This is a genomic window from Citrobacter telavivensis (assembly GCA_009363175.1).
GTDB lineage: Bacteria > Pseudomonadota > Gammaproteobacteria > Enterobacterales > Enterobacteriaceae > Citrobacter_A > Citrobacter_A telavivensis.
This window is the reverse complement of the sequence record CP045205.1, coordinates 1,758,530-1,784,825: the sequence shown is the minus strand read 5'-3', so window position 1 is coordinate 1,784,825 and position 26,296 is coordinate 1,758,530. Positions and strand designations below refer to the sequence as shown.

Below are 26,296 nucleotides of genomic sequence, written 5' to 3'. Positions count from 1 at the left end.
TTTACCGCTTATCCGGTGGTTTAAAAACCAGGATCCCAATCTACTTCGATAGTCCGCGTAGTGAGATCGACTTTCTTGATAACCTGCCCATCGAGGAACGGCACGAGGCGTTCCTTGATACCAAACGCATCTTTCAGGTTTGCCTTAATGACGATGACGTCATTCGATCCGGTTTCCATCATGTCGACGACTTTCCCGAGATCGTAACCTTCTGTAGTCACTACCTGGCAGCCCATCAGGTCTTTCCAGTAGTAGTCACCCTCTTCCAGTTTTGGCAGTTGCGTAGAATCCACGACAATTTCGCAATTGGTCAGTAGATTCGCAGCATCCCGATCTTCAATGCCTTTCAGCTTGATGATCAGATCCTGATTGTGGTGCTTCCAGCTTTCCAGCTGTACTTGCTGCCACTGACCCGCCTTCTGGATAAACCAGGGCTGATAGTCAAAAATGCTTTCGGCGTCTTCAGTGGAAGAAAACACTCTGAGCCAACCACGAATACCGTAAGACGATCCCATTTTCCCTAAGACAATTGGGTCCACGGGTGCTTGCGCAGTGAGTTGCTTGCTCATCATGACCACCGTGACAGATTAAGCTGCTTTGCTTACTTCTTTGATCAGCGTAGCGACGCGATCAGAAATGGTCGCGCCCTGGCCAACCCAGTGAGCGATGCGATCCAGATCCAGGCGAGTGCCTTCTTCTTTTTCGCTAGCGATTGGGTTAAAGAAGCCAACGCGCTCAATGAAGCGACCGTTACGTGCGTTACGGCTGTCAGTAACAACAACCTGGTAGAACGGACGCTTTTTAGCGCCGTGACGAGCTAAACGAATAGTTACCATAACATCCTCTTGTGTGAATAAAACAACCGGGCCCCATCGAGGAACGGAGCCCGGGTGTCATATTAAAAGCCCGAAAATTTTACTGATTTCTGGGGAAATTGCAATCAGCAGTTAAAAACTCTGTCGCAGAAGGCCGTCGGCGGTGCAGCCAGTTCGGTGCCGGCGTGCGCGCAGCCACCGGAGCGTACACGCAGTACGTGAGGATGGCGAGCACACCCCGGTGCCGAAATGGCAAATAAGCCAGGCCTATAAAGATTAACGACCGGGGAATCCGGGAGGCATCATCCCTTTCATACTTCTCATCATCTTAGCCATCCCGCCCTTCTTCATCTTCTTCATCATGCGCTGCATGTCATCGAACTGTTTCAGAAGGCGGTTAACGTCCTGCACCTGCATACCGCAACCCTGCGCGATACGGCGTTTACGGGACCCTTTGATGATTTCTGGCTTCGCGCGCTCTTTCAGCGTCATCGAGTTGATGATCGCCTCCATGCGCACCAGCACTTTGTCATCCATCTGTGACTTCACGTTGTCCGGGATCTGGCCCATGCCCGGCAGCTTGCCCATCAGGCTCGCCATGCCGCCCATGTTTTTCATCTGCCGCAACTGTTCCAGGAAATCGGTCAGGTCGAAACCATCGCCCTTTTTCAGTTTAGTCGCCAGCTTCTCAGCCTGCGCGCGGTCAACTTTACTTTCGATATCTTCGATCAGCGACAGCACGTCGCCCATGCCGAGAATACGTGACGCGATACGGTCCGGATGGAACGGCTCCAGCGCCTCGTTTTTCTCGCCAACGCCGAGGAATTTGATCGGCTTGCCGGTGATGTGGCGAATAGAGAGCGCGGCACCGCCACGGGCGTCACCGTCAACTTTGGTCAGCACCACGCCGGTCAGCGGCAGCGCTTCGTTGAACGCCTTCGCGGTATTCGCCGCATCCTGACCGGTCATCGCGTCAACCACAAACAGGGTTTCTACCGGATTGATAGAAGCATGAACCTGTTTGATTTCGTCCATCATCGCTTCGTCAACGTGCAGACGACCGGCGGTATCCACCAGCAGCACGTCGTAGAATTTGAGTTTGGCTTCTTTCAACGCCGCGTTAACGATATCGACCGGCTTCTGACCGACATCCGACGGGAAGAAATCAACGCCGACCTGCTCTGCCAGCGTCTCCAGCTGTTTGATCGCCGCCGGGCGATACACGTCGGCAGAGACCACCAGCACTTTCTTCTTGTGCTTTTCGCGCAGGAATTTACCCAGCTTACCGACGCTGGTCGTTTTACCGGCACCCTGCAGACCCGCCATCAGCACCACGGCCGGCGGCTGCGCAGCCAGATTCAGACTTTGGTTCTCTTCACCCATCGCCGCCACGAGTTCGTTACGGACAATCTTGACGAACTCCTGTCCTGGCGTCAGGCTCTTGTTGACTTCATGTCCAACCGCTTTCTCTTTTACGCGATTGATAAACTCTCGCACTACCGGCAGCGCAACGTCAGCCTCCAGCAGCGCCATGCGCACTTCGCGCAGCGTCTCTTTAACGTTGTCTTCAGTAAGGCGTCCACGGCCACTGATGTTGCGCAGCGTGCGCGACAAACGATCGGTTAAATTATCAAACATTGTCTCTCGCCTGGGGTGGAAACGGTTGGTCGCTTAAGCGACACATGTATATAAATTTGCCGCAGTATAACATGAAGCCGTCTTTGTTGTTATGCAACGGTTGGAGCCGCGGTCACGTAACGCTATACTGCTTCTCTTTCTCACTGGCCAACTGTCGACACCACTATGCCCGTTTTTGCTCTGCTCGCCCTTGTCGCCTACTCCGTCAGCCTCGCGCTGATCGTCCCCGCACTGCTGCAAAAAAACAGCGGTTGGCGGCGTATGGCCATTCTTTCTGCGGTTGTCGCGCTGGTGTGTCACGCCATCGCACTTGAAGCCCGCATTCTGCCGGGTGGCGACAGCGGACAAAACCTGAGCCTGCTGAACGTCGGCTCGCTGGTTAGCCTGATGATCTGTACGGTGATGACGATTGTCGCCTCACGCAACCGTGGCTGGCTGTTGCTGCCGGTAGTGTATACCTTCGCGCTGATCAATCTGGCCTTCGCGACCTTCATGCCAAACGAATTCATTACCCATCTCGAAGCCACGCCGGGGATGATGATCCACATCGGGCTGTCGCTGTTTTCCTATGCAACGCTCATTATCGCCGCGCTGTACGCGCTGCAACTGGCCTGGATCGACTATCAGCTTAAAAACAAAAAGCTGGCGTTCAATAATGAAATGCCGCCGCTGATGAGCATTGAGCGCAAGATGTTCCACATTACGCAGATTGGCGTAGTCCTGTTGACGCTCACCCTGTGTACCGGCCTGTTTTACATGCACAATCTGTTCAGCATGGAAAATATCGACAAAGCGGTTCTCTCTATCATCGCATGGTTTGTCTATATTGTTCTGTTGTGGGGGCATTATCATGAAGGCTGGCGCGGTCGTCGTGTCGTGTGGTTTAACGTCGCGGGCGCTGGGATCCTGACGTTGGCCTATTTCGGTAGCCGGATATTGCAGCAGTTTGTCAGCTAAGCCTTAAAGGAGGCGCCCCCTGGAACACATCTCCACCACCACGCTGATCGTCACACTGATCGTCATGGTGGTCATCTCCGCCTATTTTTCCGGTTCCGAAACCGGGATGATGACCCTGAATCGCTACCGCTTACGCCACCTGGCTAAACAGGGGAATCGTCCGGCAAAGCGCGTTGAAAAGCTACTGCGTAAACCCGATCGCCTGATAAGCCTGGTGCTGATTGGCAATAATCTCGTCAATATCCTCGCCTCGGCGCTCGGCACTATTGTCGGTATGCGTCTGTATGGCGATGCAGGTGTTGCCATCGCCACCGGCGTGTTGACCTTCGTCGTGCTGGTATTTGCCGAGGTCCTGCCGAAAACCATTGCCGCGCTGTATCCGGAAAAGGTGGCCTATCCCAGCAGCTTCCTGCTGGCTCCTTTGCAGATTCTGATGATGCCGCTGGTCTGGCTGCTCAACACCATCACCCGACTGCTGATGCGCATGATGGGCATTAAAACCGACATCGTGATCAGTGGTTCGCTGAGTAAGGATGAGCTGCGCACCATCGTGAATGAATCCCGCGCACAAATCTCCCGGCGTAACCAGGACATGCTGCTGTCGGTGCTCGATCTGGAAAAGGTCAGCGTGGATGACATCATGGTGCCGCGCAGTGAAATCATCGGTATTGATATCAATGACGACTGGAAGTCTATCGTGCGTCAGTTGTCACACTCGCCGCACGGACGCATTGTGCTGTACCGCGATTCGCTGGACGACGCCATCAGCATGCTGCGCGTCCGCGAAGCCTGGCGGCTGATGTCGGAAAAAAAAGAGTTCACCAAAGAGACGATGCTGCGCGCCGCCGATGAGATTTACTTCGTCCCGGAGGGTACACCGCTCAGCACGCAGCTCATCAAATTTCAGCGCAATAAAAAGAAAGTCGGTCTGGTCGTCAATGAATATGGCGATATTCAGGGGCTGATCACGGTAGAAGATATTCTCGAAGAGATTGTCGGCGACTTTACCACCTCGATGTCACCTACGCTTGCTGAAGAAGTGACGCCGCAAAATGACGGTTCGGTGATCATCGATGGCAGCGCCAACGTGCGGGAAATTAATAAAGCGTTTAACTGGCACCTACCGGAAGACGACGCGCGTACGGTAAATGGCGTGATTCTGGAGGCGCTGGAAGAGATCCCGATTGCGGGCACTCGCGTGCGCATCGGTCAATACGATATCGATATTCTCGACGTCCAGGAGAATATGATTAAGCAGGTCAAAGTGTTACCCGTTAAACCGCTGCGGGAAAGCATCGCAGAGTAACGACAACGGCCCGCGGATATTCCAACGGGCCACAGGCCGGATAAGCGTCAGCGCCATCCGGCAATACAAATAGCCGAAATATTAACCTTTCGCCTTCGCGACGGTGACCATCGCCGCGCGGATCGTACGACCGTTCAGCGTATAGCCTTTCTGCATGATACCCAGCACGTTGCCCGGCGCGATGTCTTCAGACTCGACCATCGCAATCGCCTGATGCACGTTCGGATCCAGCGCGACGTTCGTCTCGGCGATCACTTCAACGCCAAATTTGCGCACGACATCCAGCATGGATTTCAGGGTTAGTTCGATCCCTTCCACCATCGGCTTCAAATCCGGATTGGCTTTGTCCGCCACTTCCAGCGCGCGATCCAGGCTATCAATCACCGGCAGCAGTTCATTGACGAACTTCTCGAGCGCGAACTTGTGCGCCTTCTCAATGTCCAGCTCGGTACGACGACGCAGGTTTTCCATGTCCGCTTTTATGCGCAGCACCGCATCACGTTCACGGGTCTGAGCTTCAGTAAGCTGCGCTTCCAGATTCGCAATTTTTTCATCGCGCGGATCCACCTGTTCAGCAGAAGCGTCTGGTTCAACCGCCTCAACTTCTTCATGCTGATCCATGATAATTTCTTCCGGGGCTTGCCCCTCAGGCGTTTTCTGTTCTTTACTACTCATGAATTTCTCCGCGTTTTTTTCGCATTCATCTCGCTAACTTCGCTTATTATGGGGATCAGATTCAGGGTTTCAAGGGAAGCACTCACATTGTCATCAATCTTCATCACAAGGACCTCGAAAAAATGAATAATCATTTCAAGTGTATTGGCATTGTGGGGCATCCTCGTCACCCCACGGCACTCACGACACATGAAATGCTCTACCGCTGGTTATGCACTAAAGGGTATGAGGTCATTGTCGAGCAGCAAATCGCTCACGAGTTGCAGTTGAAGAATGTGAAAATCGGCACCCTGGCGGAGATTGGTCAGCAGGCAGACCTCGCGGTCGTCGTCGGCGGCGACGGCAACATGCTCGGCGCAGCGCGTACCCTGGCACGATACGACATCAAGGTGATCGGCATCAACCGTGGCAATCTTGGCTTTCTGACGGACCTTGATCCCGATAACGCACAGCAACAACTCGCCGACGTGCTGGAAGGCCATTACGTCGCGGAAAAACGTTTTCTGCTGGAAGCGCAGGTCTGTCAGAAGGACTGTCAGAAGCGCATCAGTACCGCCATTAACGAGGTCGTGCTGCACCCCGGCAAGGTTGCACACATGATTGAGTTTGAAGTCTATATTGACGAAAGCTTTGCCTTCTCCCAGCGTTCCGATGGTCTGATTATCTCAACGCCAACCGGTTCCACCGCCTATTCCCTGTCAGCCGGCGGGCCGATTCTGACCCCGTCGCTTGACGCCATTACACTGGTACCGATGTTTCCGCATACCCTTTCGGCGCGTCCGCTGGTCATCAACAGCAGCAGCACCATTCGGCTACGCTTCTCGCATCGCCGTAACGATCTCGAAATCAGTTGCGACAGTCAGATCGCGCTGCCTATCCAGGAAGGTGAAGATGTGCTGATCCGTCGCTGTGATTACCACCTGAATCTGATCCACCCAAAAGATTACAGCTATTTCAATACATTAAGCACCAAACTGGGCTGGTCAAAAAAATTATTTTAATTTAACGCCAACCTCTTTACTGTATAAAAAACCAGTTTATACTGTATGTAATTACAGTTATGGTTTTTCATACAGGAAAACAGCTATGTTAGCACAACTGACCATCAGCAATTTTGCTATCGTTCGTGAACTTGAGATCGATTTTCAGAGTGGAATGACCGTCATCACCGGTGAAACCGGGGCGGGTAAATCCATTGCAATTGATGCGCTCGGCCTGTGCCTCGGCGGTCGTGCTGAAGCCGACATGGTTCGTGCTGGCGCCAGCCGTGCCGACCTGTGCGCCCGTTTTTCGCTGAAAGACACACCTGCTGCCCAGCGCTGGTTGGAAGAAAACCAGCTTGAAGAAGGACGTGAGTGTTTACTTCGCCGCGTGATCAGTAGCGACGGGCGCTCCCGTGGCTTTATCAACGGAACGGCGGTTCCGCTCTCTCAGCTTCGCGAACTGGGGCAACGACTCATTCAAATTCACGGCCAGCACGCGCATCAGTTGCTGACTAAAGCCGAACATCAAAAATCCCTGCTCGATGGCTACGCAAATGAATCCATGCTGGTACAGGATATGGCTGCGCGCTACCAACTCTGGCACCAGAGCTGCCGTGATTTAGCACACCACCAGCAGCAGAGCCAGGAACGCGCCGCCCGTGCGGAACTGCTGCAATATCAGCTTAAAGAGCTGAATGAATTTAACCCGCAGGCGGGTGAGTTTGAGCTGATTGATGAAGAGTACAAACGCCTGGCCAACAGCGGTCAACTTCTCTCCACCAGCCAGAATGCGCTATCGCTGATGGCGGACGGTGAAGACGTTAACCTGCAAAGTCAGCTGTATACTGCGAAGCAACTGGTCAGTGAACTGGTCGGTATGGACGGTAAACTCTCAGGCATTCTCGATATGCTGGAAGAGGCGACCATTCAATTAACGGAAGCCAGCGACGAATTGCGCCACTATTGCGATCGACTGGATTTAGATCCTAATCGGCTGTTCGAACTGGAACAGCGCATCTCGAAGCAAATTTCACTGGCCCGTAAACATCATGTTAGTCCGGAAGCGCTGCCGCAATATTATCAGTCGTTGCTGGAGGAACAGCAGCAACTTGACGATCAGGCCGACTCACTGGAAACCCTGACCCTGTCGGTGAATAAACATCGCCAGCAGGCGCTGGAGGCGGCGAAAGCGCTGCATGAGCAGCGTCAGCATTATGCACAAGAACTGAGCACCCTGATTACCGAGAGTATGCACTCACTCTCTATGCCGCACGGTCGTTTCACCATCGACGTCACGTTTGATGAGCATCATCTGAGCGAGGACGGCGCGGACCGCGTCGAGTTTAAAGTGACCACCAACCCAGGTCAGCCGATGCAGCCGATTGCCAAAGTGGCCTCCGGGGGAGAACTGTCGCGTATTGCCCTCGCGATTCAGGTGATTACCGCACGTAAGATGGAAACCCCGGCGCTAATTTTCGATGAAGTCGATGTTGGCATCAGCGGCCCAACCGCCGCAGTCGTCGGAAAATTGCTGCGTCAGCTCGGAGAATCGACCCAGGTGATGTGCGTTACCCACCTTCCGCAGGTGGCGGGATGCGGTCATCAGCACTTTTTTGTCAGCAAAGAGACGGACGGCGAAATGACCGAAACGCATATGCAACCGTTGGACAAACGCGCACGGTTGCAGGAGTTAGCGCGCCTGCTGGGCGGCAGCGAAGTGACGCGAAACACCCTCGCAAATGCGAAAGAACTGCTGGCGGCGTAAACTTTTTTGCACCTCAACGGTCAGAGTAGACAACAAAAACGCCGTCGGACCCGTAAGCAAAAGGTTTTAAAGTGGTGAAAGGTCTATTATCATCGGCATATTACATATGAGCCACGTACTGCTCGGGCCCGAAAAGGAATCAAATCACTATGCGCTGTAAAACGCTGACTGCTGCCGCAGCAGTATTATTGATGTTGACCGCAGGCTGTTCCACTCTGGAGCGAGTGGTTTACCGCCCTGATATCAACCAGGGGAACTATCTGACTGCGAACGATGTATCCAAAATTCGTGTGGGCATGACGCAACAGCAGGTTGCCTATGCGCTGGGTACGCCGATGATGTCCGATCCGTTTGGCACCAACACCTGGTTCTATGTGTTCCGTCAACAGCCGGGCCATGAAGGCGTCACGCAGCAAACGCTGACGTTGACCTTCAACAGCAGCGGCGTATTGACCAATATCGATAACAAGCCTGCGTTGACCGACAACCGATAAGCTTGTCTTCTGATAACAAAAAAGGTGCTCTGTGAGCACCTTTTTTGTTATCCGCTATTTTTTCGCCGATTTCTCTGCCCGCTGTCTGCGCAACTCTTTCGGATCGGCAATCAGTGGACGATAGATTTCAACCCGGTCGCCATCCTGTAACACATCCGCCAACTTGACCGGACGGCTGTAGATACCGACTTTGCTTTTTGTCAGATCGATGTCCGTACGCAGTTCCAGTAACCCCGACGCGCGGATAGCCTCTTCGACCGTCGCCCCCGGCTGCAACGTCACCCGTTGCAGATACTGTTTCTCAGGCAGCGCGTAGGCCACCTCAACGACAATCTTAGGCGACACGGTAGACCTCTTTGGCACGAACCGTGAAAGCCTGCACCATATTGGATGCCAGCTCTTTGAAGATACGACCAAACGCCAGCTCGATCAGTTTGTTGGTAAACTCAAAATCGAGATGAAACTCAATACGGCAGGCATCTGAACTCAACGGCGTAAATTTCCAGCCGCCAATCAGTTTTTTGAACGGACCGTCGACCAGTTGCATCAGGATACTCTGGTTATTGGTTAACTGATTTCTCGTGGTGAACGTCTTACTGATCCCCGCCTTAGAGACATCCACCGCAGCCGTCATCTGTCCTGGCGTAGACTCGAGAACGCGGCTGCCGGTGCAACCCGGTAAAAACTGAGGATAGGACTGAACATCATTCACTAACTGATACATCTGTTCCGCACTGTAAGGGACTAACGCGGTTCGACTAATCTGCGGCATAGCTATTTCCATCAACAAAAATCGAACAAATAATATCATTTATCGCAAGGTAAAAAAAACGCTATCCCACAACAGGGTACAACCTTGTTCATGCTAAGATATCCCCTTGCCCCCCGAAGGATGAAATGGGGTGTTTTTCGATTCCAGATTACCTATACTGAGCGGCACTATGACGAAGAAAAAAGCACACAAACCTGGCTCAGCCACCATCGCGCTCAACAAGCGTGCGCGACACGAATACTTTATCGAAGAAGAGTTCGAAGCGGGACTCGCCCTGCAAGGGTGGGAAGTGAAATCCCTGCGCGCCGGTAAGGCCAACATCGGCGACAGCTACGTGATCCTGAAAGACGGTGAAGCTTACCTGTTCGGCGCTAACTTTACGCCAATGGCGGTGGCCTCCACGCACGTGGTATGCGATCCCACCCGTACCCGTAAACTGCTGCTGAATCAGCGTGAACTTGACTCACTGTATGGTCGCGTGAACCGTGAAGGCTACACCGTTGTCGCCCTTTCTCTGTACTGGAAAAATGCCTGGTGCAAAGTCAAAATTGGCGTGGCGAAGGGTAAGAAACAGCACGACAAGCGTTCCGATCTGAAGGATCGTGAATGGCAACTGGATAAAGCGCGCATTATGAAACATGCAGGTCGTTAAGCGCATTACTGTGTGACCTGTCTCTCTATTTGGGACGGGTCATTATTATTGACATATTGGACCTCCAAAAATATATTCTCCCGCCTTTATTTCTATTTCTGTTGAAACATCAACACTGCCAAGAATATATCCTCAGCCATTTTCATATTATGGACATAGCCCAATTACCCAATACTTCAAATAATTTTTTTTGACGTTTTAACATTCAGAAATAACAATACAGTTTGTGTAAGAAATCGATTATTAACCCTGCTCACATCAATCAAAGAAAACCTTATAACACAGAAAGATAAGTTACCCCCTCTTGTTATGTCAGGTTGCTACGCTTCGCCAGATGGCGTAAAAAAGCATATATTTCACCCTCGCTAAACAAATCACAAATATGCGTTAAGTTGCAGGATGAGCGCTTTCTGACTATATCATCTAATACGAAAGTACCAGTGAATCACAAAAAACAAAGGGTTATTCAACACAACAGAAACCATCATCTGCGTGACACTCACATTGAAATCACCGGCGACAATTCATCGACCTGATGAACGGGATCGCTCGTCTGCTCATTTTCCTTGCCCGGTGATTTTAAAGAATTAATGCACAGAGCAAGCCATCAGGAGTGAACATATGCGTCTTCTCGCCGTTATATCCAAGTTGACGGGCGTTTCCACCAATGTTGAAGCCTCTGAAGTCACACTTAATGCCCCTTCCATTGTGAAATTATCCGCAGAGCGTAGCGATATCAGCCAACTGACTCGCGTGAATCAGGATCTGGTGATCGTCTTTACTTCTGGTGAAAAACTGACCGTTAAAAATTTCTATGTGGCGAACGACCAGGGAACCAGCCAACTGGTGCTGGAAGACAGTCACGGCGCACTGTGGTGGGTGGAAAATCCGGAAAGCGGCCTGCACTTTGAACAAATTTCAACCATTGACGATCTGCTTGTCACCGCCGGAGAATCTCACGAAGGTGGGGCTATCTGGCCGTGGGTGCTGGGTGGGGCGGTTGCCGCCGGTGGGATCGCGGCAATAGCGTCCTCGGGTGGCGGCGGCAGTAGCCATCATGATAACGACAACGGCAATCCTGATGATGGTTCCGGTAACGGTGGTACACCGGGTGAGGGGGGCGGAAATAACGGAGGCGGAGGCAACGGCGGCGGCGATAACGGTACGAACCCTCCGGGAGGAGAAAACCCCACACCACCGCCTGCCCCCGTGATTACCGGCGCAGTGGATGCCGTTTCCGGCATCACCGGCGCCATTCAGGTGAACCAGACCACCAACGACAGCCAGCCGATGATTTCTGGTACCGGTGACGCGGGCTCCCTCATCACCCTCTATGACAACGGGCAGGTAATGGGAACCGTCGTCGTCGATGGACAGGGTAACTGGCACTATCAACCCGACGCGCCCCTTTCTGACGGTGAACATGTGCTAACCGCGACCGCCACAGACGAAAACGGTAGCACCAGCGCCGTCTCCGGCGATTTCACCTTTACCGTCGATACCATTGCCCCGGATGAGGTTTCCGGACTAACGGTTTCTGAAGATGGACTCTGGGTATCCGGGCTCGCAGAAGCAGGTTGCGTCGTCACGATTTTCGACAATCAACACCATATTCTTGCCTCCATTCAGGTCGATGACACCGGTCGGTTTACCGTTCGCCTCAACTCGGCACAAACCGATTCCGAGCAGCTCTATGCTGATATTTCTGACGCCGCAGGCAACGAAGGCGACGAAGCGTCCTTCTTCGGTTCCGACTCAGGTTTCCCCGATGCCCCCGTCATTATCGGCATCATTGATGATACGCAACCCACCGCCGTGACGTTAGGCAGCGGTCAGTTTACGAAGGATACCACCCCCACCCTCACGGGGACCGCGCTGCCTGGCGCGGAGGTGACCATTTACGAAAACGGTATCGCTATCGGGACGGCGAGCGCCGACGACGGCACGTGGTCGTTCGCGCTGAGCGGTGTGCCTGAAGGATTGCACAACTACACCGCCACACAGACCACAGAGGACGGCGTCAGCGGCAACACGGTGGAATTCTCGGTCACCGTGGATACCACCCCTCCGGCAGTTCCCGACGATCTGCTCGTCTCGCAAAACGGAACCGTGCTTACCGGCAGCGCCGAGGCGGGTAGTAAAGTCACGATTACAGATGCCAGCGGCACCACACTCGGCACCGTGACCGCCGATAGTGAAGGAAAATTCAGCTTCCCGCTCAATCCGGCACGGGTAAACGGTGAGGTTCTGACCGCGACCGCCACGGATAAGGCGGGAAATAACAGTCCGCCCGCCAATGCAACAGCGCCTGATACCACTCCCCCGCAGGCAGCAGGCAATCTGGATGTATCTGAGGATGGGACAACGGTGACCGGTACCGCCGAACCCGGCACGACGGTGACGATTTACGGTAGCGACAACACCCCGCTGGGGTCTGAACTTGTTCTACCCGACGGCTCATTTACCGTCACGCTGGCCCCGCCGCAAACCAATGGCGAAATTTTAACCGCCATCGTCAAGGATCCGGCGAATCTGACCAGTCCACCGGCGACCACCCTCGCCCCGGACACCACCCCGCCGCAGCCCGCCGGAAATCTGGAGGTTTCGGATGATGGCACCACCGTGACGGGGACAGCGGAACCCGGCAGCACGGTGACAATTCGCGATCCGGACGGCACCCCGATTGGCCATGGTCAAACCGACGGCGAAGGGAATTTCACCGTTACGCTGGACACGCCACAAACCAACGGCGAAACGCTTACCGCCACGGTGACCGATCCGGCGAATCAAAACAGCACGCCAGCCAACGTCACCGCACCGGATACCACACCGCCGCAGTCCCCCACGGCGGTCATTTCTCAGGACGGCACCGTCCTGACCGCCACCGCCGAGCCTGGCAGTACGATTACGATTAAAGACAGTAACGGTAATACGCTGGCGCAATCCGGTCCGGTCCCGGAGAGCGGCACGCTGGCGATCGCGCTTGACCCGCCGCAGGCCAACGGTGAAACGCTGAGCGTCACCGCCACGGATGCCGCGAGCAATACCAGCCTGCCGTACGAGGTCGTGGCGCCGGATATCACCGCACCGGATGCCCCGGTCGTCAGTTCGATTGTTGATGATATCGGCGCGCAGAAAGGCAATCTGGGTGACGGGCAACTTACCGATGACAATCAGCTAACCTTCAGCGGAACCGGTGAACCCGGCGCAACCATCACCATTCGGGACGGAAATATCCCGCTGGCGGGAACGGTCACTGTAGACAACAACGGCAACTGGACGCTCACCACTCCGGTGCTGGGCGACGGCGACCATACCTTCACCGTCACGGCGACTGATACCGCAAACCATACCAGCACACCGTCTGCTCCCATCACCATTACGGTCGATACCACACCGCCGGCTATTCCGCTCGTAACCCTGACGGATAACACCGGCAGCAACGTCGGTGAACTGGCGGATAACGACGTAACCGATGCAACACAGCCGGTGTTAAGCGGCAGCGGCACCGCCGGAGATATCATCACGGTGTATGACGGAACGGCGGTCATTGGCACGACAGAGGTCGATGAAAACGGTAGCTGGAGCTTTACCCCGAGCCCCGCGCTGGGCGAAGGCGATCACACGCTGAGCGTCACCGCCAGCGATCCTCTGGGCAACACCAGCGATAAATCCATCCCCATAACCATTACGGTGGACACCACCGCGCCTGATGCCCCCACGCTAACGCTGACGGATGGCGCTGATGCCCCACTGACCAACGGCCAGGCGACCAATGAAACCCAGCCCGTTCTGAGCGGCACAGGAACAGATGGCGATATCATCAGCATTTACGACAATGGCGTTCTGGTCACCACCGTCACGATAACTGACGGCACCTGGCGCTACACGTCGGATGCTCTCGATGAAGGTGACCATGTCTTTAGCCTCACCAGCACCGATCCGGCGGGCAATGTCAGCGAGCCCTCCGCACCAATCGGCATTCTGGTGGATACCACCCCACCCGCCGTGCCCAACCTGACCGTCACCGACAACGTCGGCAGCCAGACCGGCATACTCGATAACGGCCAGTATACCGATGACACGCGACCGCTGCTGAGCGGAAGCGGTACGCCTGGCGACACCATTACCATTACCCTCGACGGTGTTGAACAGTCGCCGTTGGTTATCGACAACTCCGGGAACTGGAGTTTTCAACCGACGGGCCCGTTGTCACAGGGCGATCATAACATCCGGGTGACCGCGACCGATCCTGCCGGTAACAGCAGCACCTCGCCGGAACGCATCGTGCGCGTGGATACTCAGGCTCCAGGCACGCCAACGCTGACCGTCAACGATGACGGCGGACCGTTGAACGATGGTGGACAGACCAACGATGCCACCCCGACGCTGAGTGGGACGGGCGAAACGGGCAGCATCGTCACCATTCTGAATAACGGCGTGCCGATTGGCACCGCCGAGGTCATTGATGGCGTCTGGAGTTTCACTCCGGACAGCGACCTTGTCGAAGGCAACTACAACTTTACCGTGACGGCAAAAGATGCCGCAGGCAACACCAGTCAGCCATCGGATGCGATTGGCATCACCATTGATACCCAGGTGCCCGACGCGCCGTTTATCACCTCGCCAGGCAATCCGGCAGTCACCAATCAGCCCGAGTTGCCCATTAGCGGCACCGGCGAACCCGGCAGCACCATCACCTTGTCGAATGGAGTCACGGTTATCGGCACTGCCGAAGTCGATTCCGACGGAAACTGGACGATCGTCCCGGACTCACCGCTCACCGAAGGCAATTACACGCTGACGGCAACGGCCACCGATCCGGCGGGTAACATCAGCGGACCTTCTGCCTCCATCGCGCTAAACGTCGATCTGACTAAACCGGCAGCGCCGGAGGATGTGACAATCTCTGCCGATGGCGCAACGGTCAGCGGTACGGCGGAAACCGGCAGCACGGTGACTATCCGCGACACCGGCGGCAATGTCATTGGATCCGGCGTGGCGACGGACGGCACCTTCCAGATTCAGGTCACGCCTGCGCAAACGGGTCTCAATTCGCTGACCGCCACGGCGGAGGATGCTGCGGGCAACAACAGCGATCCCACTAATTTTAACGGCTCCGGCACCGGGCTGCCGGTCATCAGCGCCATCGTCGATGATACGGGTAGCGTTCAGGGCGACCTGAAGAGTGGGCAAACCACCGACGACACGCAGCCGGGACTGCGCGGTTTCTCCACGCCGAACTCGACGGTTAACATTCTGGTCGATGGTGGCGTTGTCGCATCGAACGTTCAGGTCGACGGAAACGGCAACTGGAGCTGGACATCCGCCGCCGAGTTAGGCGAAGGCCCGCACACCTTCCAGGTTGTCGATAGCGGGGATAGCAGCAAAGCGTCCGCCGTGGTGAACATCACTGTTGATCTCACCCCACCGACACAACCTGCGATTGGCAGCGTGACGGATGATGTCGCTCCCGGTACGGGAACGCTGACCAGCGGGCAGACGACCAACGATCCCCGCCCCACTCTGAGCGGCAACGGCACCAACGGTGAAACCATCACAATTTACGATGGCAATACGCCCCTTGGCCAGGTGCAGGTGGTTAACGGCGCGTGGAGCTTTACTCCATCCACCAGCCTGGGGGATGGCAGCCACAATCTGACCATCACCGCCACCGATGCGGCAGGAAATACCAGCCTCGCGTCGCAAGCGTTTGTGGTGGTGGTGGACACCACGCCACCGGCGGCACCAACCATTGCCAGCGCGGTGGATGACAGCGAGCCGCAGACGGGCGTCATCAGCAACGGCGGCAGCACCAACGACACCACGCCCGACTTTAGCGGCAGCGCCGAAGAAGGCAGTACGATTACCGTCTATGACAATGGGGTAAAAATCGGCACCGCGCTGGTCACCAACGGTAGCTGGAGCTTCACCGCGCCGACGCTGGCCACCGGCTCGCACGCGATAACCGTCACCGCCACCGATGCGATGGGTAACGTCAGCGCGCCTTCTGCTGCCTGGACGGTGAACGTCGATACTACCGCGCCACGGGTTCCGGTGATTCAAAGCGTCACCGACGACACCAGCCCGGCAACCGGCGTGCTGGCGAACGGACAAAGCACCAATGATACTCAGCCAACCTTCCAGGGAACGGCGGAGCCAGGTTCTACCGTTACGCTGTATGACGGTAGTCTCGCCGTGGGCAGCGTGGTGGTGGGCACCGACGGAAGCTGGTCACTCTCTCCGGATAACCCGTTAGGCAGCGGCCCGCATAATCTGAGCGTCACGGCGACGGATGCAGCAGGTAACGAAGGCCCGTCAGCCGCGTTCTCCCTGACGGTAGATACGCAGTCGCCATCGGCTCCTGTCATCAGCTCCGTTACCGATGACGTCGCCCCCAATAGCGGAACGCTGAGCAATGGGCAAAGCACCAACGACACACGACCAACGCTTGCCGGGACCGCCGAAGCTAACAGTACCGTCAGTATTTTTGACGGCACCACGCTGCTGGGCACCGTACAAGCCGATGGCTCAGGTGCCTGGACCTTTACGCCCGCTACCGCGCTGGGCAACGGTTCGCACACGTTCAATGTGACCGCGACGGACGCCGCGGGCAACGTCAGCCCTGGCACCGCCTTTACCGTGGTGGTTGATACCGTTGCGCCAGTTGCCCCGATCATCGTCAGCGTCACCGATAACGTGACGCCAGGAACCGGCGATCTCACCAGCGGGCAAAGCACAAACGATACCCGCCCGATCGTTGCCGGCACCGGCGAACCTGGCAGCACCATTAATGTCTACGATGGCAACGTTCTGCTGGGTACGACCACCGTGACCGAAGGCGGGAGCTGGAGCTACCGACCGGATGGACTTTCTCAGGGTGCCCACTCGCTGAGAGTCACCGCCACCGATAGCGCGGGCAATACCGGGCCAGCGTCAACAAATTTTGCGTTGACGGTCGATACCGTTTCGCCCGGCGCGCCAGTAATCAGCAATGTGCTGGATGACGTTGGCCCGGTCACCGGCAGTCTGACCAGCGGTCAGACCACTAACGACGCGCGTCCTGGTTTCACCGGCACCGGTGAGCCGGGGGCCACGATCAGCATCGTGGATAACGGAGTTCCCCTCGCCAGCGTGACGGTCGAGGCGAACGGGACCTGGACCTTTACCCCCACCAGCGATCTGGGACAGGGGAATCATTCGCTGACCTTCACCGCGACCGATGCCGCCGGTAACGTCGGCCCATCAGCCAGCTTCGCCATCTCGGTGGATACCGCCGCGCCGCTGGCACCGGTGATCGCGTCAGTGGTCGATGACAGCGCGCCGCAGACCGGCAATCTCTCGCCCAATCAGAGCACCAACGACACCCGCCCCACGCTTAACGGCACGGCGGAACCGGGCACCACGCTGACCTTTACCGATAACGGCACGGTCATTGGTAGCCTTGTTGTCGGCACGAACGGCAACTGGACCTTCACGCCAACAACCGCCTTAACCAACGGCGCGCATACCCTTGCGGTGACCGCGACCGACGCGGCGGGCAACGTCAGCCCGGCCGCCAGCTTTGGCGTCACGGTGGATACGCTGGCACCAAACGCGCCGGTGATCGCCACCATTCTTGATGATGTCAGCAACATCACGGGTCCCGTCGGCAGCGGACAAAGCACGAATGACACCCTGCCGGAACTGCGAGGGACCAGTGAACCGGGGGCATTCATCAATATCTATGACGGTGCGACGTTACTCACGCCAACGCCCATTCAGGCGGATGCCAGCGGCGCGTGGAGCTTTACCCCCACTACCGCACTGGCGGAGGGTTCACATACCTTTACCGCCAAAGCCACCGACGCGGCGGGCAACGTCAGCGCCTCGTCGGCGGCATCGACCATCGTGGTGGATACCACCCCGCCCGGCACGCCGACCAACCTGGCGGTGGTCACCAACGGCAGCCACGTCACCGGGACGGCAGAGGCTGGCAGCACCGTCACCATCACCAGCAGCAACGGCACGGTACTGGGAACCGGCGTCGCGGACGGGACCACCGGCAGCTTTAACATTCTGATTAATCCGGCGCAGGTCGGTGGAGAAACGTTGCAGGTGGTCGCCCAGGATAAAGCGGGTAACACCGGAACGTCCGGCAGCGTCATTGCACCGTTCAGTGGTCTGCCTGGCGCACCCGTTATCGCCTCGCTGACGGACGATGTAGGGTCGATAACCGGACTGGTGGCCAATGGTCAGGCCACCAATGACGCCAGGCCGCTGTTAAACGGGACGGGCCAACCGTTCTCCACCATCACGGTGTACAGAGACGGTGTCTCCATTGGTAGCGCCAGCGTGGATGCGCAGGGCAACTGGTCGCTGACCCCGCAGGCCAATATCGCCGACGGGACGCACGTCCTCACCGCTACGGCCACCAATACCAACGGCACCAGTACGCTGTCATCAGGCTATACCGTCACGGTGGATACGGTCACGGCTACGCCAACCGGCACCATCAGCAGCGACGGCGCCAGCATCAGCGGCACTGCCGAAGCGGGCAGTACGGTGTCCATCACCCTCAGCACGGGCTTAACGGTCACCACCACCGCCAACAGCAGCGGGAATTACACCTATACCTTTGATCGCAAACAGACCAGCGGCGAGAACATCAGCGTCAGCGCCACGGACGCCGTCGGCAACGCCTCGACCCCGACGCAGGTCACCGCCCCAACCCTGCCCATCTCGGCCAGCGATAACGTGGAGAATCTGGAGCTCACCTCAAATGCGACCGTAACCAGCGAGCAGCTCAGCGACTATGGCCTGCTGCTGGTTGGCGCGCTGGGCAATGTGGCGAACGTGTTGGGTAACGATACGGCAGCCGTTGAATTCACTATTCAGGACGGCGGCAGCGCAAATCTGGTGATCGATGCCAGCACCACCGGGGTCGTGCTCTCGTTGCTGAATACTCAGGAAGTGGCGATCCAGAAATTTGACGCCGCGACCAACTCATGGACCACCGTCATCGACACCGCGCAGTCGCAGTTTGCCAATCTGCTGACGCTCGGCAGCAGCGGCGTCACGGTGAACGTGTCCGGACTGGAGGGCGGCACTTATCGGGTTCTGACTTACAATACGGCGCTGCTGGCGACCGGCTCTTATACCGCACTGAACGTCAGCGTCGAAGAGACCAGCGCCGGCACCATCACCACGTCCACGCCGCAAACCGGCAACGTGCTGAATAACGACAGCGCCCCACTGGATACCGTCGTCACCACCGTCACCAACGCCAATGGACAAAGCTTTACGCTGGGGGCTGGCAGTAACGTCATCCAGGGCGTCTATGGCACGCTGACGATCAATCAGGACGGTACCTACAGTTACGCGCTGAACCCGAACAGTCCTGCCTCGGTCATTGGCCGAACGGAGAGCTTCACCTACACCATCAACGGCGGCGGCAACAGCGCGTCGGCGAAGCTGGTGATTACTCTGGGCAATGACACGCCGGCTAGCAGCGTGACCGCCGTGGATAACGTCGCCACTCTGCCCTACGACACCCATGTGGAGGCCATCAACAACGGGACGTCCTCGCAGGGCGGCTTTACGGTGGTGAACGTCAGTCTGGGCAACGTGCTGGATCTGGGCGTGCTGGACAAACTGAGTAACCCGATTATTTTCGACGTCGAGCAGGGTTCAACGCGCACCATGACGCTGCAATCCTCCATTGGCGGCGTGGCGGTGGCATCTAGCTTCGACCTGTACATTTATCGCTTCAACGACGTCACCCAGCAGTTTGAGCAGTGGCGAGTGGAGAAAAACTGGTTAAACGCGCCGCTGCTGGGCGGTCAGTCCGATAAGCTGACGCTGAACCTGCCGGGCGGTGAATACCTGTTCCTGCTGAATCCGGCGTTTGGCATTACGGCGCTCACCGGCTACACCCTTAACGTGCTTGAGGACCATGTTTACAGCGTTGACAGCCTGACCACTTCCACCCAGGGCAATGTGCTGAACGACGACATCGCGCCCGTCGGTACGCTGGTGACACAGGTGAACGGTGTGGCGATTGCCGCAACCGGCACCACGACCATTGTGGGTACTTACGGCACGTTGACCATTGATGCCAAAGGTAACTACACCTACACCCTGAAAAGCGGCGTGGGCGCGGACGGCACCAAAACGCCGGACAGCTTCATCTACACGGTGAAAGCACCCAACGGGGATACCGATACCGCATCGCTCAATATCCAGCCGACCGCCCGTGGGCTGGATGCCGTGAACGATGTCAGCGATACCCTGCTGGCCACGGCGGCTCAGGACACCACAGGCTATCTGGATTCCACCGTCGGTAGCGCCAGTTGGGGGTTACTTGGCAGAACCGGTAGCGGCAGCGGCACCTTTGACGTCGCGGCGGGCACCATTCTGAAAGGTGCGGCCATCGTCTTTGATGTCTCAACGCTGGTCACGCTGGGCAACCTGACCATCAACTGGTCGATAGTGGAAAACGGCGTGATCATTCGCTCCGGCACGGTGCCGGTCGCCAACATCACGCTGGGCGGTGCCTCCGTGACCGTCAATTTGAGCGGGCTGGAACTGGATGGCGGCACCTACACCCTGAATTTCACCGGCAATAACACGCTGGCAGGCGCGGCAACCATTACGCCGAAAATCACCGGCACGACGGTCGATCTGGATAACTTCGAAACCTCCGGCACGCATACCGTCACCGGCAATATTTTTGACGGCAGCGACTCCGCCGGTGCGATGGACCAGTTGAACACCGTCGATACGCGCCTGACTATCACCGGCTTTAACGGCAGTACCGCCACGCTGGATCCTTACTCCAGCGCCACCACCACCATTCAGGGCCACTACGGTTCACTGCAAATTCGCGCCGACGGTTCGTATACCTACACGCTCAACAACGGCGTGGCCCTCTCTTCGATCACGGCGAAGGAGACCTTTAGCTACACGCTGAATGACACCCACGGTCATACCGACAGCGCCACGCTGACGGTGGATATCGCCCCGCAGGTTACCAGTACCTCACAAAGCGATGTACTGGTGGGCTCGGTGTATGGCGACACGCTGATCTACAACCTGCTCAACGCCAGTGATGCCACGGGCGGTAACGGTACGGATACCTGGAAAAACTTCTCGCTGGCGCAGGGCGACAAGATTGATATCGGCGATTTGCTGGTGGGCTGGAACGGACAAACCGCGACGCTTGGCAACTATCTCAGCGTCAGCACCAGCGGCAGCAACACCATCATCTCTATTGACCGTGACGGGACAGGCAGTACTTATCACTCCACACAACTGGTGACCCTGGAGAATGTACAAACCACGCTGACGGAGCTTATCGAACAAAACCACATTGTGACCTGATAAAGGTCTCCAGAACGACCACACAACGACCCCGGGCGCACGTTCGCCCGGGGCAAAAAAACAACGTTCAATTAGGGAAGAAAGATGGGAAAACGACCGCTTACATTCTGGTGGCTGGTGGGAAACCTGTGCGCGGCCCCGGCTATCGCGGCTGGAGAGACGCCCCGCATCGCCCCGCAACAGTGGGTTGAGCAACAGGAACTGCCCGCGCTTGATGGCCCGATGCCGCTGAGCAGCGACAGCGCCGCTCCCGGTGAACTGAGCCTCTCTCAGGCGGTCAATCGCGCCGTCACCTGGCATCCGTCGATCGCGGAAGTGGTCGGCAAACTGTATGCCCAAATCCAGCAGGTCGATGTCGCGAAAGCCAAATACTACCCGCAGGTTAACGCCGGGATGAACAACGGTTATACCAACAGCTATTCCGACAGCGGATTTAGCCCATCGCTGGTGCTGTCACTGTCGCAAATGCTCTATGACTTCGGCAAAGTCGCAAGCCAGGTACGGGCAGAAAACGCCAGCGTGGCGCAGGAACAGGCCAACGTGCTGCTCAGCATTGATACGGTTAGTCATGAAACGGCAACCGCCATTGTGCAGGTGCAGACATGGCAACAGATGGTGGCGGTGGCAAAGGAGCAACTGGATGCCCTGAGCGCCATTGGCAGGCTGGCGAATCAGCGCAACGATGAAGGGGCCAGCTCGCTTTCGGACGTGGTGCAGACCGATGCGCGTATCGAAGGCGCACGCTCCCAGCTCGTGCAATATCAGGCCAACCTTGAAAGCTCGCAGTCGACGCTCATGACCTGGCTGGGCTGGAAAAACCTCAATACCATCAGTAACGACTTCCCGCCAAAGCTGAGTCGCAGTTGCGAACTGGCAAAGCCAGACGACAAGCTGGTGCCTTCCGTGCTCGCCGCCTGGGCGCAGGCTAATATCGCCCAGGCCAATCTCGACTACGCTAACGCGCAAATGACGCCAACGGTTTCGCTGGAACCAGAGGTGCGTCGCTATCTCAACGATAATTACGCCGGGCATGAGTCCGTTGACCGTACCCAGTATTCGGCGTGGGTCAAAGTGGAGATGCCCATTTATCAGGGCGGCGGCTTAACCGCCCGTCGCAACGCCGCCAGCCACGCGGTGGAATCCGCCCAGTCGGCAATCCAGCGTACCCGGCTGGACGTGCGCAAGAAGCTGCTTGCCGATCGCAGTGAAGCGATGAATCTCGTGACCTCCTTGCAGATCCAGAAACGCCAGGAAACGTTGAGCGAGCGAACGCGCGAGCTGTATCAGCAGCAGTATCTCGACCTCGGCTCCCGACCGCTGCTCGACGTGCTCAACGCCGAACAGGAGGTCTACCAGGCGCGCTTCGCACAGTTACAGACGGAGAGTCAGTTGCATCAACTGCAGCTTAACTGCCTGTATAACACCGGTCAGATGCGCCAGGCCTTTGGTCTGGAAAACCGCACGATCCAGTCAGTGGAGATCCAGCCATGACCCACGCCGACATTCCTGGCGACGAGCGCATTACCGCGCCAGCGCTGGCCAACTGGGCGCGGGCGATGAGCCATATCGCCGGCCATTATCGTATCGCCTGTTCTCCCGGCGCGTTACAGGCAAGCGCCCCCTGGTTCAAAGATAAACCGATGCCGCAGGCGCTCAGCCAACTGGCCCGCCAGGCCGGACTCTCATTTCAGCCGCTGGCCCCCACGGAACAATCGCTCACCCGCTGGCGTCTGCCGGTGGTGATCCAGCTCCAGGACGGTGAACTGGTGCTGGTTGAACAGTTCGATGGCGAAGACCAGCTTGACGTCTGTTTCATCAACGGCGAACTACAGCGCAACCGAATATCCCTGCGCGAACTGCTGCCGACGGTTCGTTTCATCATCGCCTTACGCCCGCTTTCCGCCGTGAAAGACCGCCGGGTGGACGCCTACATCTCACGTTTCAAACCCGACTGGCTAAAAAGTTTGGTGCTGAAAGATCTTCGCCCTTACGGCCCGGTGATGCTGGCGGCGCTGCTGATTAACATCCTGTCGCTTTCCGGGATCATCTTCTCGATGCAGGTGTACGACCGGGTGATCCCCGCGCAGTCATGGCCGTCGCTGTACGTTCTCGCCGCTGGCGTATTGATAGCCATGCTGTTCGGTTTTCTGTTGCGACTCGCCCGCGGTCACGTCATGGATCTGTTGGGTAAACGCGCCGATATGCGGGTGTCGGATCGCGTGTTCAGCCACGCGCTGCGCCTGCGCAACAGTGCGATCCCGCGCTCCACCGGCAGCTTTATTTCACAGCTACGCGAGCTGGAGCAGATCCGTGAAATGGTCACCTCCTCGACCATCTCCACGATTGTGGATCTGCCCTTCTTTTTCCTGTTCATCGTGGTGCTGGCGATCATCGCCCCGCCGCTGGCCTGGATCGCTCCGGTCGCCGCGCTGCTGATGATCCTTCCCGGTCTGCTACTGCAAAAAAAGCTCGCGGAGCTGGCGAATCAGTCGGCGCACGAGGCCACGCTGCGCAATGCCGTGCTGGTCGAAAGCGTTCAGGGGCTGGAGGACATCAAGCTGATGCAGGCGGAGAACCGGTTTCTGCAGCAGTGGAACAGTTATATCCGCATTACCGCCGAGTCGGGACTGCGCACCCGCGAGCTGTCGCAGGGGTTGATCAACTGGGGAGTGACCGTCCAGGGACTGGTTTATGCCGCGATGGTGATGTTTGGTGCCCCGCTGGTGATTGAAGGCACCCTGACCACCGGTTCGGTGGTTGCCGCCTCGATGCTCGGTTCGAGAATGATCGCGCCAATGGGCAATCTGTGCGGCGTACTGGCGCGCTGGCAGCAGGTGAAAGCCGCCAAAAAGGGGCTGGACAGCATAATGGAACTCCCCACCGAGACCCAGCGCGATGAAACGCTGGTGCATCAGGAGATCTTTCACGGTCACTATCTGTTCGAGAACGCACAGTTTCGCTATCACAGTGAAGACCAGCGGGTGCCGCTGCGCATTAACCGGCTGGAGATTGCCGCCGGCGAACGCATCGCGGTGCTCGGGCGCAACGGCGCGGGCAAATCAACGCTGTTACAGGCGCTGGCAGGCGGTGTGGAACTGGTCGAAGGCGACGCCCGTCTTGATAACCTCAGCCTGACGCACATCGATATGGCCGATTTACGCCGCAATGTCGGTCTCCTCAGCCAGAACGCGCGCCTGTTTTTCGGTACGCTGCGCGAGAACCTGACGCTGGGCGCCCCGCATGCCAGCGACGACGAGATTTTTACCGTACTGGAGATTTGCGGCGCGGCCAACTTCGTGAAACGGCTGCCGAAAGGTCTCGACCACCCGATTATGGAAGGCGGCAACGGGCTATCCGGCGGTCAGCGGCAATCCATCATGCTCGCCCGCATGCTGTTGCGCGCACCCAATATTGTCCTGCTTGATGAGCCCACCGCCTCGCTGGATGAGCATTCCGAACGTGAGTTTATTCAGCGGCTGGGACAGTGGCTTGGCAATCGCACTCTGGTGGTTGCCACCCACCGCGTACCGGTACTTGAGCTGGTCGAACGGGTGGTGGTGCTCAAAGAGGGGCAACTGGTGATGGACGCGCCGAAAGCGCAGGCGCTGGGGCAAAGTCGAATGGCCGCGCAGGCCAACACGCGGGAGTGGAAAAATGAAAACCAGTCAGCCTGACGCAACGCCGGACGCACTCGACGACAGCCGCGAGCGCGAATTTTCGGGTGCCAGCCGCATCATCTGGCTCACCGGGATCTTGTGCCTGATCCTCGCGGTGTGGGCGTGGTTCGGCATTCTTGATGAGGTTTCGACCGGTACCGGTAAGGTGATCCCCAGTTCGCGTGAGCAGGTATTACAGTCGCTCGACGGAGGAATTCTCGCCGAGCTGATGGTGCATGAGGGCGATCAGGTACAGGCGGGACAAGTGCTGGCGAGGATGGACCCCACGCGATCGGAGTCTAACGTCGGCGAAAGCGCCGCCCGCTATCGCGCGTCGCTGGCCTCCAGTCAACGCCTGACGGCGGAGGTGAGCGATAAGCCGCTGGTCTTTTCTGACGAGCTGAACGGCTGGCCGGATCTGCTCGCCTCGGAAACGCGGCTCTATACCAGTCGCCGCGCGCAACTCGCTGATGCGCAGTCTGAGCTCAAAGAGGCGCTGGCGCTGGTGAATAAAGAGCTGGCGATCACCGAGCGACTGGCAAAAAGCGGGGCTGCCAGCCACGTCGAGGTATTGCGTTTGCAGCGGCAAAAAAGCGACATCGGCCTGAAGCTCACGGATTTGCGCTCGCAATATTACGTCCAGGCGCGCGAGGCGTTGTCCAAAGCCAACGCCGAAGTGGCAATGCTGTCCGCCATCATTAAGGGACGCGAAGATTCGGTGACCCGCCTGACCATTCGCTCTCCGGTTCGCGGTATTGTGAAGAACATTCAGGTCACGACCATCGGCGGCGTGATCCCGCCAAACGGCGAAATGATGGAGATTGTGCCGGTTGACGATCATCTGCTGATTGAGACGCGCCTGTCTCCGCGCGATATCGCCTTTATCCATCCCGGTCAGCGCGCGCTGGTCAAAATCACCGCCTACGATTACGCCATTTACGGTGGCCTTGAAGGCGTGGTTGAAACCATCTCGCCGGACACCATTCAGGACAAAGTAAAACCAGAAATCTTCTACTACCGCGTCTTCATCCGTACCCATCAGGACTATTTACAAAATAAGCTGGGACGCCGCTTTTCTATCGTACCGGGCATGATTGCGACAGTGGATATAAAAACAGGTGAAAAAACCATCGTCGACTATTTAATCAAACCGTTCAATCGGGCGCGAGAAGCGCTGCGCGAGCGGTAAATCCTTGAGGATTGGGCTGGAAAGGGCTGTCAC

At 57.1% G+C, this 26,296-nt stretch carries 16 protein-coding genes and 1 pseudogene; 11 read left to right on the top strand and 6 right to left on the bottom strand.

Features of this window, described 5'->3' with window-relative positions:
• Positions 1 to 20 precede the first annotated feature (20 nt).
• The 3 genes from rimM to GBC03_10680 all read right to left on the bottom strand — a co-directional run bounded on the left by rimM (position 21) and on the right by GBC03_10680 (position 2,453).
• Positions 21 to 569 (bottom strand): ribosome maturation factor RimM, encoded by a 549-nt coding sequence (gene rimM, locus GBC03_10690; protein ID QFS73970.1) that lies wholly within the window; start codon positions 567 to 569, stop codon positions 21 to 23.
• Positions 570 to 587: 18 nt separating this feature from the next.
• Positions 588 to 836 (bottom strand): 30S ribosomal protein S16, encoded by a 249-nt coding sequence (gene rpsP / locus GBC03_10685; GenBank protein QFS70642.1) that lies wholly within the window; start codon positions 834 to 836, stop codon positions 588 to 590.
• Positions 837 to 1,091: 255 nt separating this feature from the next.
• On the bottom strand, positions 1,092 to 2,453 hold the full coding sequence (locus GBC03_10680; protein ID QFS70641.1) for a signal recognition particle protein: 1,362 nt from the start codon (positions 2,451 to 2,453) through the stop codon (positions 1,092 to 1,094).
• Between the two features lie 73 nt (positions 2,454 to 2,526).
• On the opposite strand from GBC03_10680, the pseudogene GBC03_10675 reads away from it, so the two are divergent.
• From GBC03_10675 to GBC03_10665, 3 genes and pseudogenes are all read left to right on the top strand, one after another.
• Positions 2,527 to 2,673, top strand: a pseudogene (locus tag GBC03_10675) (inner membrane protein YpjD).
• The gene (locus GBC03_10670; protein ID QFS70640.1) at positions 2,619 to 3,410 is read left to right on the top strand and encodes an inner membrane protein YpjD; all 792 of its coding nucleotides are present in this window, start codon (positions 2,619 to 2,621) and stop codon (positions 3,408 to 3,410) included. The pseudogene GBC03_10675 and the gene GBC03_10670 overlap by 55 nt, the downstream one beginning before the upstream one ends.
• Before the next feature lie 19 nt (positions 3,411 to 3,429).
• Positions 3,430 to 4,716 (top strand): DUF21 domain-containing protein, encoded by a 1,287-nt coding sequence (locus GBC03_10665; protein QFS70639.1) that lies wholly within the window; start codon positions 3,430 to 3,432, stop codon positions 4,714 to 4,716.
• Positions 4,717 to 4,797: 81 nt separating this feature from the next.
• Here the strand turns inward: GBC03_10665 and grpE are convergent, their stop codons facing one another.
• On the bottom strand, positions 4,798 to 5,391 hold the full coding sequence (gene grpE, locus GBC03_10660; GenBank protein QFS70638.1) for a nucleotide exchange factor GrpE: 594 nt from the start codon (positions 5,389 to 5,391) through the stop codon (positions 4,798 to 4,800).
• Positions 5,392 to 5,513: 122 nt separating this feature from the next.
• On the opposite strand from grpE, the gene nadK reads away from it, so the two are divergent.
• The 3 genes from nadK (at position 5,514) to bamE (ending at position 8,633) form a co-directional block, all read left to right on the top strand.
• Positions 5,514 to 6,392 (top strand): NAD(+) kinase, encoded by an 879-nt coding sequence (nadK, locus tag GBC03_10655; protein ID QFS70637.1) that lies wholly within the window; start codon positions 5,514 to 5,516, stop codon positions 6,390 to 6,392.
• 85 nt (positions 6,393 to 6,477) lie between these two features.
• A complete protein-coding gene (gene recN, locus GBC03_10650; protein ID QFS70636.1) occupies positions 6,478 to 8,139 on the top strand; it encodes a DNA repair protein RecN in 1,662 nt (553 codons plus the stop codon).
• 149 nt (positions 8,140 to 8,288) lie between these two features.
• Complete coding sequence (gene bamE / locus GBC03_10645; protein ID QFS70635.1) at positions 8,289 to 8,633, top strand: outer membrane protein assembly factor BamE; 345 nt, start codon at positions 8,289 to 8,291, stop codon at positions 8,631 to 8,633.
• Between the two features lie 54 nt (positions 8,634 to 8,687).
• Here the strand turns inward: bamE and GBC03_10640 are convergent, their stop codons facing one another.
• Both GBC03_10640 and ratA read right to left on the bottom strand, forming a co-directional pair.
• A complete protein-coding gene (locus tag GBC03_10640; GenBank protein QFS70634.1) occupies positions 8,688 to 8,978 on the bottom strand; it encodes an RnfH family protein in 291 nt (96 codons plus the stop codon).
• Positions 8,968 to 9,444 (bottom strand): type II toxin-antitoxin system toxin RatA, encoded by a 477-nt coding sequence (ratA, locus tag GBC03_10635; GenBank protein ID QFS70633.1) that lies wholly within the window; start codon positions 9,442 to 9,444, stop codon positions 8,968 to 8,970. The genes GBC03_10640 and ratA overlap by 11 nt, the downstream gene beginning before the upstream one ends.
• 130 nt (positions 9,445 to 9,574) lie before the next feature.
• On the opposite strand from ratA, the gene smpB reads away from it, so the two are divergent.
• The 5 genes from smpB (at position 9,575) to GBC03_10610 (ending at position 26,263) form a co-directional block, all read left to right on the top strand.
• The gene (gene smpB, locus GBC03_10630; GenBank protein QFS70632.1) at positions 9,575 to 10,057 is read left to right on the top strand and encodes an SsrA-binding protein SmpB; all 483 of its coding nucleotides are present in this window, start codon (positions 9,575 to 9,577) and stop codon (positions 10,055 to 10,057) included.
• 621 nt (positions 10,058 to 10,678) lie between these two features.
• Positions 10,679 to 21,418 carry a BapA prefix-like domain-containing protein gene (locus GBC03_10625; GenBank protein QFS70631.1) on the top strand — a complete coding sequence of 3,580 codons (10,740 nt, stop codon included), beginning with the start codon at positions 10,679 to 10,681 and terminating at the stop codon, positions 21,416 to 21,418.
• An 84-nt stretch (positions 21,419 to 21,502) separates the two neighbouring features.
• Positions 21,503 to 22,909: a TolC family outer membrane protein gene (locus tag GBC03_10620; protein QFS70630.1), complete on the top strand. Its 1,407-nt coding sequence runs from the start codon at positions 21,503 to 21,505 to the stop codon at positions 22,907 to 22,909.
• Positions 22,906 to 25,092 (top strand): type I secretion system permease/ATPase, encoded by a 2,187-nt coding sequence (locus GBC03_10615; GenBank protein QFS70629.1) that lies wholly within the window; start codon positions 22,906 to 22,908, stop codon positions 25,090 to 25,092. Before GBC03_10620 ends, GBC03_10615 begins: the two co-directional genes overlap by 4 nt.
• Positions 25,073 to 26,263 carry an HlyD family efflux transporter periplasmic adaptor subunit gene (locus GBC03_10610; GenBank protein QFS70628.1) on the top strand — a complete coding sequence of 397 codons (1,191 nt, stop codon included), beginning with the start codon at positions 25,073 to 25,075 and terminating at the stop codon, positions 26,261 to 26,263. The genes GBC03_10615 and GBC03_10610 overlap by 20 nt, the downstream gene beginning before the upstream one ends.
• Positions 26,264 to 26,296: the final 33 nt, after the last annotated feature.

Coding starts and splice junctions, on each gene's coding strand:
- nadK (QFS70637.1), top strand. CDS start 5,514: ATGAATAATCATTTCAAGTGTATTGGCATTGTGGGGCATCCTCGTCAC.
- smpB (QFS70632.1), top strand. CDS start 9,575: ATGACGAAGAAAAAAGCACACAAACCTGGCTCAGCCACCATCGCGCTC.
- rimM (QFS73970.1), bottom strand. CDS start 569: ATGAGCAAGCAACTCACTGCGCAAGCACCCGTGGACCCAATTGTCTTA.
- GBC03_10680 (QFS70641.1), bottom strand. CDS start 2,453: ATGTTTGATAATTTAACCGATCGTTTGTCGCGCACGCTGCGCAACATC.
- ratA (QFS70633.1), bottom strand. CDS start 9,444: ATGATATTATTTGTTCGATTTTTGTTGATGGAAATAGCTATGCCGCAG.
- GBC03_10625 (QFS70631.1), top strand. CDS start 10,679: ATGCGTCTTCTCGCCGTTATATCCAAGTTGACGGGCGTTTCCACCAAT.
- GBC03_10610 (QFS70628.1), top strand. CDS start 25,073: ATGAAAACCAGTCAGCCTGACGCAACGCCGGACGCACTCGACGACAGC.
- GBC03_10615 (QFS70629.1), top strand. CDS start 22,906: ATGACCCACGCCGACATTCCTGGCGACGAGCGCATTACCGCGCCAGCG.
- GBC03_10620 (QFS70630.1), top strand. CDS start 21,503: ATGGGAAAACGACCGCTTACATTCTGGTGGCTGGTGGGAAACCTGTGC.
- bamE (QFS70635.1), top strand. CDS start 8,289: ATGCGCTGTAAAACGCTGACTGCTGCCGCAGCAGTATTATTGATGTTG.
- recN (QFS70636.1), top strand. CDS start 6,478: ATGTTAGCACAACTGACCATCAGCAATTTTGCTATCGTTCGTGAACTT.
- rpsP (QFS70642.1), bottom strand. CDS start 836: ATGGTAACTATTCGTTTAGCTCGTCACGGCGCTAAAAAGCGTCCGTTC.
- grpE (QFS70638.1), bottom strand. CDS start 5,391: ATGAGTAGTAAAGAACAGAAAACGCCTGAGGGGCAAGCCCCGGAAGAA.
- GBC03_10670 (QFS70640.1), top strand. CDS start 2,619: ATGCCCGTTTTTGCTCTGCTCGCCCTTGTCGCCTACTCCGTCAGCCTC.